This window comes from Acinetobacter sp. WZC-1 (genome assembly GCF_052544965.1).
This window is the reverse complement of record NZ_CP199370.1, coordinates 1,155,894-1,168,966: the sequence shown is the minus strand read 5'-3', so window position 1 is coordinate 1,168,966 and position 13,073 is coordinate 1,155,894. Positions and strand designations below refer to the sequence as shown.

The window sequence follows — 13,073 nt, the reverse complement described above, 5'->3', positions numbered from 1 at the left end:
CAGAACAACCGGGAGCCTTTCATGCAACTCAGCAAAAAATTATTTTGCAGCAGCCTGAGCAGCAGCAACTTCTTCAGCGAAGCTTAATTCTGCTTTTTTCTCAATCCCTTCACCCACTTCAAAACGGACAAACTGAGTGATGGTTGTTGCTGTTGCCTTTAAGATTTCAGCAACTTTTTTGTCGTTGTCAATCACGTACATCTGACGCTCAAGCACAACTTCGTTCAGGTATTTTTCAACTGAACCAGAAACCATTTTTTCAACAATATTTGCAGGCTTACCAGATTCAATTGCTTTGGCTTCTGCAATTTCCTTCTCTTTTGCAACCAGGTCAGCAGGAACATCTTCAGCAGTTACAGCAACCGGGTTGAACGCAGCAACGTGCATTGCAATACCCTTACCGGTTTCAGCAGAGCCCGTGTATGCCACAACAACACCGATTTTTAAACCGTGTCTGTAAACTGCAAGGTTTTCACCTTCAACAATTTTCGCACGACGCACCTGGATGTTTTCACCGATTTTCTGAACCAGTGCAATACGCGCTTCTTCAACAGTGGCGCCATCTTCCAGTTTCAGCTCAGCAATTTTAGCCGCATCTGTCTCATTTGCAGCCAGTGCAGCAGCAGCAACCTGTGCTGAGAAGCCGGCAAAGTTTTCATCTTTGGCAACGAAGTCAGTCTGACAGTTGACTTCAACCAGAATGGCCTTGTTCCCTTCCTGAACGATGGTGATTGCACCGTCGGCAGCAATGTTTCCGGCTTTTTTAGCCGCTTTTGCCTGACCTGACTTGCGCAGATTGTCAATCGCCAGTTCAACATCCCCATTGGCTTCTGTCAGGGCTTTTTTACATTCCATCATTGCAAGACCAGTACGGTCACGTAATTCTTTTACCATGCTCGCAGTAACTGCAGTCATGTTGTTCTCCTAAATACGGTAGAAAAATGAATCTGTTCAACAAAAACGGCCCAAAGTATTCCCTGGGCCGTTTTGCTTTCTTGACGCTTAATTTGCCACGACTACATGTCGCAAAAATGACAAGCCTGCGTCAAAAACGCATTAAGCCTCTGGCGCTTCCTTAACAGCAGCTTCCTCACTCTTAGCCTGAGCATTGGACTGAGATTGCGCATATTCCTTACCGGCAAGAATTGCATCAGCCATTGCAGAAGTATACAGTGTCACCGCACGGATCGCATCGTCATTGCCCGGAATCACGTAATCCACGTTATCTGGATCAGAATTGGTATCCACGATACCAATGACAGGGATACCCAGGTTTTTTGCTTCCTTAATCGCAATCGCTTCATGATCGACATCGATAATGAATAATGCGTCAGGTAAACCGCCCATGTTTTTCACGCCGCCTAAAGCACGTTCAAGTTTATCCATTTCACGGGTACGTTCCAGCGCTTCACGCTTGGTCAGCTTGGCAAAAGTACCATCAGTAGACTGAGTCTGCAGGTCTTTTAAACGGTTAATGGACTGACGAAGTGTTTTCCAGTTGGTCAGCATACCACCCAACCAGCGATGATCCACATACGGCTGGCCGGCACGCTGAGCCTGTTCACGGATGATTCCGGAAGCAGCGCGTTTAGTCCCGACAAACAGTACTTTGTTCTTTTTAGTGGCCAGGTTGTTAACAAAATTCAGGGCATCATTCAGCGCCGGAACAGTGTGCTCCAGGTTGATGATATGAATTTTATTGCGGGCACCAAAGATGTATTGACGCATTTTTGGATTCCAGAAACGTGTCTGGTGACCGAAGTGCGCACCTGCCTGTAGAAGGTCACGCATACTTACGTTGTAATCTGCCATTTTTTTACCTTAAAAGTCTTGGGTTAGGCCTCCATATGTCCGCATTCTCCACCCTTTTTAAGAGCACCCAGAGGAATGTGTCGACATATGTGCGGATTTTTAAATAAGCCCTATCAGTTTTTTCATGAATTTAGTCACGAAAAGCATTTGATAAATTGGGCGGCTATTTATACCATAGTCACATATAAATTTCCAAAAGTTTTTAAAGATCATGAACAGTATTTACCAGGCTCCCCGTCGATTAATCAAAACCCCCGATGAAATTGAAAAAATGCGTGTGGCAGGGCGACTGGCGGCAGAAGTACTGGACATGATCAAACCGCATATCCAGCCTGGAGTAACCACGCTGGAACTGGACACCATCTGTCATGACTATATTGTCAATGTCCAGGATGCTGTTCCTGCCTGTCTGGGTTACGGCGCAGCACCCGGTCGTCCGGCTTTTCAGCACACCATCTGCACCTCCGTCAATCATGTGGTCTGTCACGGCATTCCCTCTGAAAGCAAGATTCTGAAAAAAGGTGATATCCTGAATATTGATGTAACCGTGATTAAAGAGGGTTACCACGGCGATACCAATATGATGTATATCGTCGGCGGTGAGACATCCATTCTGGCAAATCGTCTTTGTGCAGCTGCCCAGGAAGCTATGTACCGCGGCATGGAAACAGTCAGACCGGGTTCAACCATTGGTGATATTGGCCATGCGATTCAGAAATATGTTGAATCCGAACGTTTCAGTGTGGTTCGTGAATACTGTGGCCATGGCATTGGTACGGTTTTCCATGACGAACCTCAGGTGCTGCACTATGGTCAGGCACACAGTGGCATGGTGCTGGAGGAAGGCATGACTTTCACCATTGAACCCATGGTCAATGCCGGCGTGTGGCAGACCCGGCTGCTGGGGGATAAATGGACGGTCGTCACTAGGGATCATAAATTATCTGCTCAGTATGAACACACCATTTTAGTCACAAAAAATGGACTGGAAGTGCTGACTGCACGCCCGGAAGAGGACCTGTCACGCTTTAATCAATGATTGTCATTGACCCAAATTATACATATATACTTCAAAAGGTCACTCCGGGTGACCTTTTTTTACCGCAACAAAATTCAAATAAAATATAAGACATTGTTTTTAAAATTATTATTTACAAAATACAAACCATTATTACCATGTAACAAAACTGTACAATGTTACAGATTTTGTCATATTCCTTACGTTGTGAAAATAATTTGTCAGAATTGTAACATTGCTTAAAAAAAGTCATGTCAAATTCAACAATCAAAAAGCGCCGAAAATTTTAATAATGGGTGCATATAAAAATTAACATTAATCTGCTGGATCTATGGACATGGAGTCCCTTACGTATGAACAAGCCCCTATTGTGCCTTACTGCATCCTTACTCACATCTGCTGTACCTGCATTAAGTCATGCTGACTCTCCTTACTTCAGTCTGAAAGATGGAGACGGATTCAAGCGTTTTTCTGTCTCTGCCGGCTGGCTGCATGTCATGCCGCAAGGTAAGGGCAATCCTTTACAAACCAATACTTCTGTTTCTGAAGGTACACAATCCACGGTTGGAGATGTCTCAAAGAACGCTGTATTGGATTCAGCCGTAGAGAGCTCCAATCCCATCCTGTACAACCTCATTAAGCTATGGCCATCCAATGACCTTCCTGGAGCGATAACAGGTACAGCAACAATTAATGGACTTTCCGACTGGACGTCAGAGGGTACTGGCCTGGAAGCACAGGATGTTGATACACTTGGACTGATGGGCAGCTATTATTTCACTGATCATCTTTCCATTGAAATGAAAGCCGGTATTCCACCCAGAGTGGATATTAAAGGAATAGGCCAGGTCTTTGCACCTTTAAGAGGAAGAGATGAGATATCACCTGGTATTGGCCTTGATCTGAATAAGGATATCCCCATCACTAATTTATCAGGGCCCAGTAAAGCTGCATCAGCCCGCGCCTGGACACCTGCCATAGAGTTACAATACCAGTTCGGTAAATCAGGGGTCAATAAATTCAGACCTTATCTGGGCATTGGTGTAATGTATGCCTATTTTAATGATTTAAAACTTGACCCGGGAATTGAATCTGATCTGATTGCCGCAGGCCACATGATTCAGAATATTCATGACAACAAAGCCGGGCAATCACTGGATAATAAGACATCCAGTGCTGATCCAAGGGTGAAACTGGAGGCAGAAGATGCATGGGCACCCATGGTAACTGCGGGTTTTACCTATGATTTCAATCCGAACTGGTTTGCAGTTGCTTCGGTATCCTATGCCAAACTGGGCGGTGACAGCACCATTGAGGTCATCGACAATAATACAGGCAATCAGTTGATTCATTCCAAAACCAAAATTGATATTGATCCAATTATGACCTATATGGGCATCGGCTACAGATTTTAAGCACATATAATCTGAATATCATCTCCGCAATAAAAACAGCCTGTCATTTGACAGGCTGTTTTTATTGCGCTTTTAGCACCGGTGGTTTTCAGAACAAACCATCAGAACAAGCGGTTTATGCCATTTAAAGTGGCAACACGGTATGCTTCGGCCATCGTCGGATAGTTAAAGGTGGTCTCCACAAAATACTTAATGGTATTGTGCCCGCTTTGCATAACTGCCTGGCCAATGTGAATAATTTCCGCAGCATTATTGCCAAAACAGTGGACACCCAGAATTTCCAGGGTATTGCGGTGGAATAAAATTTTCAGTTCCCCGACAGTATCCCCGGTAATCTGCGCACGGGCCAGATGCCGAAAAGACGCCTGCCCCACCTCATACGGAATTTTTTCTTCCGTGAGCTGCTGTTCAGTCTTACCAAAGAATGAAATTTCCGGAATGGTATAAATTCCGGTCGGAATATCCTTCACCGGGTTGATATCCTGCTCACCTGCCATGTTGGAGCCAGCACAGCGTCCCTGATCATAAGCCGCAGAAGCCAGTGATGGCCAGCCAATCACATCACCGGCGGCATAGATGTTGTCCACTTCTGTCTGATACTGATCATTCACGGTCAACTGACCGCGGCTGTTCGGCGTGATTCCGACATTTTCCAATCCCAGTCCATCTGTATTTCCGGAACGGCCATTACACCACAGGATGGCATCCGCTTTAATTTTTTTACCGCTCTGCAGAGACAGCACCACATGATCATCAAATGTTTCAAGTTGATCAATCTGCTCATTATGACGCACCAGTACCCCCTGCTCACGCAGATGATAAGACAGGGCATCTGCAATTTCATCATCCAGATAGCTGAGCAGTTGATGCTGGGTATTAATCAGATCGACCTTATAATCCAGTCCGATAAAAATTGAGGCATATTCACAGCCGATGACCCCGGCCCCATAAATAATGATTTTCTGGATTGAAAAATCCAGGTCCAGAATTTTATCTGAATCAAAAACGCGGGGATGATTAAAATCCAGTCCCTGAGGACGATACGGACGGCTGCCTGTGGCAATGACCAGCTGTTTGAATACGATGGTTTCCCTTACTCCGTCTTCACTGAAAATAATGACGGTGTTTTTATCCTGGATATAGGCACGGCCATGAAAAACACTGATCCGGTTGCGATCATAAAAACGGGAATGCGTTTCAACCTGTTGCTGAATGACCTTATGTGCATGACGAAGCACCTGCTTCATGGTGAACTGTTTCCATTCACCGACTTTCTGAAACATCGGGTCACGCTGATAACGGATAATACTGGAAACGGTCTGACGCAGGGCCTTACTCGGAATCGTTCCGACATGGGTACAATTTCCGCCCAGTTGTTCACGCACATCGACAATTGCCACACGCTGACCTGATTTTGCAAGCTTCATTGCCGCGCCTTCTCCCGCAGGACCCGAGCCGAGTACGACTGCATCGTATTTCACAAAACTTCCGGCGGTGACTTCTTTTTTACGTGGCATCTAAAGCTCCTGATACTCAAAATCTGTCTTATGTTCTCTATATTATGACTGAATCTCCACGATATTTCTGTATTTCCCCTGCATATATTCAATGATACCCACATTTAGTATATGAATGGTGTTTTTATATCGGGGCCGGCCATTTAAGCATATAATATGCAGGAGTCTCTCCCGGCAAAACAGTGGAAAAGTCAAATATGTCAGTAAACCGTAAACCTGAACAGGGTGTAAAACTTCGTGGTGCAGAAAAAGTTGCGCGTATACCTGTCAAAGTGATTCCTACGGTTGAAACACCCCGAAAGCCTGACTGGATCCGGGTTAAAATGGCGGCGCCGGATGAAGTGCAGCGCATTAAAACCACATTGCGTGCCCAGAAACTACACACCGTCTGCGAAGAAGCTGCCTGTCCAAACCTGCCGGAATGCTTTGGCGGCGGTACGGCAACTTTTATGATCATGGGCGATATCTGTACCCGTCGCTGCCCTTTTTGTGACGTTGCACACGGCCGTCCGAATGCACTGGATCAGGATGAACCACGGCATATGGCAGAGACCATTGCCAACCTGAAACTGAAATATGCGGTGATTACCTCGGTAGACCGGGATGATCTGCTGGATGGCGGCGCTCAGCACTTTGTCGACTGTATTAAGGCAGCCCGTGAATTAAGCCCCGGCACCCTGCTTGAAATTCTGGTGCCGGACTTCCGTGGCCGTATGGATATTGCATTACGCATTATGACCGAATGCCCGCCGGATGTTTTCAATCACAACATTGAAACCGTACCACGCCTCTATAAAGCCATGCGGCCAGGTTCAGATTACCAGCACTCGCTGAATTTACTGAAAATGTTTAAGGAATATTGCCCGGACATCCCGACAAAATGCGGGCTGATGGTCGGTATTGGCGAAACTGAGGAAGAAGTGATTGCCCTGCTCGATGACTTAAAAGCCCATAATGTGGACTACATCACCATCGGCCAGTATCTACAGCCTTCAAAGGAACATGCAGCCATTGACCGTTTTGTGACCCCCGAAGAATTTGAGCGTTACACTGCACATGGTCAGCAGCTGGGTTTTAAAAATATCTGGGCAGCTCCAATGGTCCGTTCCAGTTATTTTGCAGACCGTCAGTATTATGGAGAACCCGTGCCTGCGGTGCGCCGCAAAACTGATCCTGCAAAGAAAATCGCAGTGCGTGCCATTGAAGCCTGAGCTGCAATTGGCGCTGCTGTTCTGTTAAACCGGTTCCTGTGCAGCAACCGCCTTTTACACATAAAGGCGATTGCTGAGACTGAAACCACCCGCTTCACACCCTCTCCCGCGCTCCCCACATGTTCGCATATTGTTAACTTTTTGTGACAAAACAATGTGTTTTCACACTTGATCAATGGCTCAGAAACCAGCTAAATCTAATAAAGATGAATTTTTGTCGCCAGCCTTCATATTCATTTTAGAATTCTTCCAATGAAATAGAAATAATTCAGCGCTCAACTGCTGATTTCTATTCGTCTTATCTCACTGAATTCAGATTTAAAGTTATAAAGGAGTAAGATTTTTATGGGCTTTTTACTATTTCTATTGAGCATCATTATTCAAATTATTGCACTCTGGGCAATTTTCTTTTTTGCCCTGCCACGATCATCCGGGGCGATCGCTACCATCATTATTGCAGTATTTGCAGCATTGATTACACCGTGGGCACTGCTGCTGGGCATTCCATTGATTGCAGTCAGTATAATTGTCATAGTCGACTCCCTTCGAATGTCGCTGTTTACCCGGCCAGCCTATCAGGCACTGGCCAATGCCATGCCCAGCATGAGTACCACCGAAAGAGAAGCACTGGATGCCGGCACCAGCTGGTGGGAAAAGGAGTTATTCATGGGCGCACCGGACTGGTCCACCTTTGAGGCCTATCCGTATCCAGAACTGTCTCAGGAAGAACAATCGTTTATTGACCATGAAGTCGAACAACTATGCAGCATGCTGGATGAATGGCAAATTCATACCGACCGGGATTTACCGCCGGAGGCATGGCAGTTTATTAAAGACAACGGTTTCCTGGGTTTAATTATTCCGAAGTCCTATGGCGGCCGTGAATTCAGTTCATTTGCCCAGAGCCGCATCATGAGCAAAATTGCGTCACGCTCACTGACCGCTGCGGTCACCTGTATGGTTCCCAACTCACTGGGACCGGGTGAACTGTTACTGCACTATGGTACCGAAGAACAGAAAAACCGTTATTTACCCGGCCTGGCCAAAGGTACTGAAATGCCATGCTTTGGCCTGACCAGTCCAGAAGCCGGTTCAGACGCCGGAGCGATTCCGGATACCGGGGTGGTCTGTCACGGCGAATATGAAGGACAGCAGGTGCTGGGCCTGAAAATGAATTTTTCCAAACGCTGGATTACCCTGGCGCCAGTAGCAACAGTGATCGGGCTGGCATTTAAGCTTTATGATCCCGATGGCTTACTGGGCGATGCAGACAAACAGGAATATGGTATTACCTGTGCGCTGGTTCCAGCCTCACACCCGGGGGTGGAAGTTGGTCCACGGCATAATCCCGGCGGTGCGCCATTTATGAATGGAACTATTGAAGGAAAAGACATCTTTATTCCCATTGACTGGATTATTGGCGGACCTGAAAATGCCGGTAAAGGCTGGCGCATGTTGATGGAATGTCTGGCCGTGGGACGTGGAATCTCCTTACCGGCACTTTCCACCGCAGCAGCAGAAATGACCTATCTGACGGTCGGTGCATTTGCAAAAATCCGTCAGCAATTTAAAATTTCAGTCGGCAAATTTGAAGGTGTGCAGGAAGCCACCAGTGATATTGCCAGTCAGGCCTATATGATGGAAGCCTTCCGCTATCTGGTGACCTGTGGTCTGAATCAGGGTGGAAAACCTGCGGTCATGACCGCCATGGCAAAATACTATGCCACTGAAACCATGCGTCGACTGGTCAACCACGGCATGGACGTGGTCGGTGGCCGGGCTGTCCAGCAGGGTCCACGGAATTTCCTGGCCCCGATGTATCAGGCCATTCCGGTCTCCATTACTGTGGAAGGTGCCAATATCCTGAGCCGTTCCCTGATGATCTTTGGCCAGGGTTCCATGCGCTGCCATCCATATTTATTTGAAGAATTACAACTGTTGCAGTCAGAGAATAAAGACATTGCCCTTCAGCGCTTTAATGAGATGCTATACCAGCACTTAGGCTATACCTTTAATCGCGCAGCGCGTGCCTTTGCCTATGGCTTTACCGGTGGTTCAGGCGATGCCCCGAAAAATGCAGACAGTTTCAGTGCGCCTTATTATAAAAAAATTAATCGTCTCAGTGCCGATTTTGCCCTGACGGCGGATATGTGTTTAGGACTACTCGCCGGTGACATTAAACGCAAGGAAATGTTATCCGGGCGACTGGCCGACATGCATGGCTACATGTTTATTGCCACGGCCATTCTTAAATTTTATGAACATGGTCAGAAAACTGAGCAGGAACAGACCCATGCACGACTGGCTCTGGAAGATGCCCTGTACCGGGCGCAGGAAGCCTTTATGGGACTCTATGATAACTTTCCGATGCCATTGGCCGCAAAGCTGGTGAAACTCATCTGCTTCCCATTCGGTCGTCCTGTTGCTAAACCTTCGGATCAGCTCAAAATCGAAACCGCTGAGCTGATCATGCAGGAAAATGCTTTCCGGGATCAGCTGAAACACCATGTGTATTACAGCACCGAACCCGATAATGTGACCGGCCGTATGGAAGCCACCTTCCAGATGCTGCTGAAAGTTGAACCGCTGTGGGACAAGTTCAAAAAAGCGGAATCAAAAGATCAGTTCAAGGGTTTAACATTTGAGGCACATGTTCAGGATGCCGTGGCAACGTCCTTTATCAGTCAGCAGGAAGCCGATCAGTTGATTGAATATAACGCCATGCGTTATGACAGCATGCTGACGGATATCTTCGATCAGCAGCTGAATGAAGTGCTGCCATTGGACAACCCACATTTACCTGAGCAGAAGACACCGGTTGAACCATCGGCAACGTCTGCTTCAACACCGGTTTAACCGCCCCTGAATGGCATAAAAGTGACTGATTTTTGTCGCTTTTATGCTGTTATGGACTGTATGATAAAGATCAAATTTGTGTAACCAGCTGAACAGGGTGAAAAATGTCACAACAGGATTATGAAAATGGTTTAAAGGTCCGCACTCAGGTGATGGGCGAAAAGTTTGTAAAACGGGCCCAGGACAACACCGTACCTTTTACCCAGCCCCTTCAGGACTGGATTAATGAACATGCATGGGGCTCAACCTGGCAACGTGAGGGCGTATTACCGCTTAAATACCGCTCACTGATCACCATTGCATTTTTAATTGCCCAGAAAAGCCCGACTGAACTGAAAGGCCATGTCCGTGGTGCACTCAATAACGGGGCAACGATCGAAGAAATTCAGGAAGTCCTGTTGCACAGCCTGCCTTACTGTGGTGCTCCGGCAACCCAGGAAGCCTTTCGTGCGGCACTGGAAGTGATTCAGGAATATCAGCAAGGCGAATCGTAAGCCGTCTGAGAATGATCCGGATCCAGTCGGGAACATTGCAATATTGCACTGCACTGTATTCCTGTACTGTTCCATATTCAGGCTTTGTTCCATTCGGGCTTTTTGAACAAGGTAAGTCACTTTAAAGAATATAGATCACGTCCCTTGCCGGACGTGTCTCCAACCGATTTTTCAGTCAGATTATTTTTCAGCAAAGAACATTGGAACAGAATTAATTTCCAGGTACAATGCTGCACAGGTCGAGGGATGTTGCGACGGTTTATCCACGTCAAGGGAAATCGCCAGGCTCGACAACCGGTCAATTCAAATCTGAACGGCCAGTAACGGCATCCGCGAACAGAATGATCCAGTCCATTATTTACAGGAGATCCTGATGAACGCGGTTACTGCTTCTCAAGACTACAAAGTTGCTGATATTTCCCTTGCCGATTATGGCCGTAAAGAAATTAAACTCGCCGAAGCAGAAATGCCGGCATTGATGGGCTTACGTCAACGCTATGCCGCGGCAAAACCACTGGCCGGTGCTAAAATCCTGGGTTGTATCCATATGACCATCCAGACCGCAGTGCTGATTGAAACCCTGATTGAACTGGGTGCCGAGGTGCGCTGGACCTCATGTAATATTTTCTCGACTCAGGACCATGCTGCTGCAGCCATTGCCGCTTCCGGCATTCCGGTATTTGCCTGGAAGGGTGAAACCGAAGAAGAATATAACTGGTGCCTGGAACAGCAGATTAATGTCAATGGCAAACCGTGGGATGCCAACATGATTCTGGACGATGGCGGTGATTTAACTGCACTTGTACATGAAAAATATGCTGAGCTGCTGAATCATATTCACGGCATTACCGAAGAAACCACCACAGGTGTTCAGCGTCTGCTGGAAATGTGGAAGGATGGTTCACTGAAAGTCCCGGCCATCAACGTTAATGATTCTGTCACCAAATCCAAAAATGACAATAAATACGGTTGCCGTCATTCATTGAATGATGCCATTAAACGCGGCACTGATATGCTGTTGTCCGGTCGTCGAGCACTGGTCATCGGTTATGGCGATGTCGGTAAGGGTTCTGCCCAGTCGTTGCGTCAGGAAGGCATGATTGTCCGTGTCACTGAAATCGATCCAATCTGTGCCATGCAGGCTTGCATGGATGGCTATGAAGTGGTATCTCCCTATAAAAATGGCGTCCAGACCGGTAAAAAAGAAGACATTAATCTGGCGCTTCTGCAAAATACCGATCTGATCGTGACCACGACCGGTAACTACCATGTCTGTGATGCTGCCATGCTGGATACCCTGAAAGCCGGTGCCGTCGTTTGCAATATCGGTCACTTTGACACTGAAATTGATACCAGTTATCTGCGTGGCTACACCTGGGTGGAAGTCAAACCTCAGGTACATCAGGTCTATCGGACCGAAAATGAAAGTGATTATTTAATCCTGCTGTCCGAAGGCCGTTTAGTCAATCTGGGCAATGCAACCGGTCACCCATCACGGGTCATGGACGGTTCCTTTGCCAACCAGGTCCTGGGTCAGATGCACCTGTTTGCTGAAAAGTTTGCCGACCTTCAGGCAGATCAGAAAGCGAAAAAAATCCGTGTTGAACTGCTGCCCAAAAAACTGGATGAAGAAGTGGCAGCGGCCATGGTTGCCGGTTTTGGCGGTGTACTGACCCAGTTGACGCAGGTCCAGGCAGATTATCTGGGCGTGGCTGTTGAAGGCCCGTTCAAATCTGATGCCTATAAATACTAAACGATAACCTGACCCTGTTCCTGCATGACGTTAAACAATAATACTTCCACATGCAGGAACAGACTCCCGTCTTTCAATGCACCTTTCAGCCAGATGTACTGCAGATGATGACGGTGACAGAGCAGCCCCATAAAAAAGGATTTGAAAATGACCCGACGTGTTCCGATTTCATTTGAATTTTTTCCAAGTAAAACAGATACAGGTGCAGAGAAACTGCGTGTCGTGCATCAGCAATTACAACTATTGAAACCTGAATTTTTTTCCATCACCTATGGTGCAGGGGGATCAACACGTGAACGTACCCTGGCAGCAATTCGCGAATTTAATGAAAAAGGCACACCGGTGGTCCCTCACCTGTCCTGCATTGGCGATGACAAGGCACGTATTACAGAACTGCTGAATATCTATAAAGCACTGGGGATTAATCGCGTTGTGGCACTCCGTGGTGACTTACCTTCCGGTCAGGTAGGTTTGGGTGAGCTGCCTTATGCACAGGATCTGATCCGTTTTATTCGTGAACATTCCGGTGATCATTTCAGCATTGAAGTGGCCGCATATCCTGAAATGCACCCACAGGCTGAAAGTTTTGATCAGGACATTCAGCGTTTTGCAGAAAAAGTCCGAGCCGGGGCAAACTCAGCCATCACCCAGTTTTTGTTTAACCCGGATGCCTATTTTTATTTTATGGATCGTCTGCAGAAGCAAGGCATTGATATCCCTGTTGCTCCGGGTATCATGCCCATTACCAATGCCAGCAACCTGATCCGCTTTGCCGATGGTACCGGTGCGGAAATCCCACGATGGATCCGTAAGCAATTGGCAGCCTATGGTGATGACAGTTCAAGCATTAAAGCCTTCGGTCATGAGGTGATGGTCAATCTGTGTAATCGGCTGATTGACGGTGGTGCTCCCAGCCTGCATTTCTATAGCATGAACCAGATCGAACCCAACCGTCAGCTGGTGCTGGATCTCGGCCTGGCCTGATCAGACCTGCTCA

10 protein-coding genes are annotated in these 13,073 nt (G+C 47.1%); 7 read left to right on the top strand and 3 right to left on the bottom strand.

The genetic code is table 11. The features are described 5' to 3' along the window. Positions 1-39: 39 nt before the first annotated feature. A complete protein-coding gene (gene tsf / locus ACT6PV_RS05265) occupies positions 40-915 on the bottom strand; it encodes a translation elongation factor Ts (protein ID WP_445115402.1) in 876 nt (291 codons plus the stop codon). Positions 916-1,056: 141 nt separating this feature from the next. After that, the gene (gene rpsB / locus ACT6PV_RS05260; protein ID WP_445115401.1) at positions 1,057-1,812 is read right to left on the bottom strand and encodes a 30S ribosomal protein S2; all 756 of its coding nucleotides are present in this window, start codon (positions 1,810-1,812) and stop codon (positions 1,057-1,059) included. Positions 1,813-2,023: 211 nt separating this feature from the next. Between rpsB and map the strand changes: the two genes are divergently transcribed. Next, positions 2,024-2,851 (top strand): type I methionyl aminopeptidase, encoded by an 828-nt coding sequence (gene map, locus ACT6PV_RS05255; RefSeq protein WP_445115400.1) that lies wholly within the window; start codon positions 2,024-2,026, stop codon positions 2,849-2,851. Positions 2,852-3,183: 332 nt separating this feature from the next. Then, a complete protein-coding gene (locus ACT6PV_RS05250) occupies positions 3,184-4,245 on the top strand; it encodes an OmpW/AlkL family protein (RefSeq protein WP_445115399.1) in 1,062 nt (353 codons plus the stop codon). 101 nt (positions 4,246-4,346) lie between these two features. Here ACT6PV_RS05250 and sthA read toward each other — a convergent pair whose 3' ends face one another. Beyond that, positions 4,347-5,762 (bottom strand): Si-specific NAD(P)(+) transhydrogenase, encoded by a 1,416-nt coding sequence (gene sthA / locus ACT6PV_RS05245; protein ID WP_445115398.1) that lies wholly within the window; start codon positions 5,760-5,762, stop codon positions 4,347-4,349. Positions 5,763-5,959: 197 nt separating this feature from the next. On the opposite strand from sthA, the gene lipA reads away from it, so the two are divergent. From lipA to metF, 5 genes are all read left to right on the top strand, one after another. Further along, positions 5,960-6,973 carry a lipoyl synthase gene (gene lipA, locus ACT6PV_RS05240; protein WP_445115397.1) on the top strand — a complete coding sequence of 338 codons (1,014 nt, stop codon included), beginning with the start codon at positions 5,960-5,962 and terminating at the stop codon, positions 6,971-6,973. Between the two features lie 345 nt (positions 6,974-7,318). Next, positions 7,319-9,829, top strand: a complete 2,511-nt coding sequence (locus tag ACT6PV_RS05235) for an acyl-CoA dehydrogenase (protein WP_445115396.1) — start codon at positions 7,319-7,321, stop codon at positions 9,827-9,829. 104 nt (positions 9,830-9,933) lie between these two features. Continuing rightward, complete coding sequence (locus tag ACT6PV_RS05230) at positions 9,934-10,323, top strand: carboxymuconolactone decarboxylase family protein (RefSeq protein ID WP_445115395.1); 390 nt, start codon at positions 9,934-9,936, stop codon at positions 10,321-10,323. Positions 10,324-10,696: 373 nt separating this feature from the next. Then, positions 10,697-12,076, top strand: coding sequence for an adenosylhomocysteinase (ahcY, locus tag ACT6PV_RS05225; RefSeq protein ID WP_445115394.1), 1,380 nt, complete (start codon positions 10,697-10,699; stop codon positions 12,074-12,076). 147 nt (positions 12,077-12,223) lie between these two features. Then, positions 12,224-13,060, top strand: coding sequence for a methylenetetrahydrofolate reductase [NAD(P)H] (gene metF / locus ACT6PV_RS05220; RefSeq protein ID WP_445115393.1), 837 nt, complete (start codon positions 12,224-12,226; stop codon positions 13,058-13,060). Positions 13,061-13,073 lie beyond the last annotated feature (13 nt).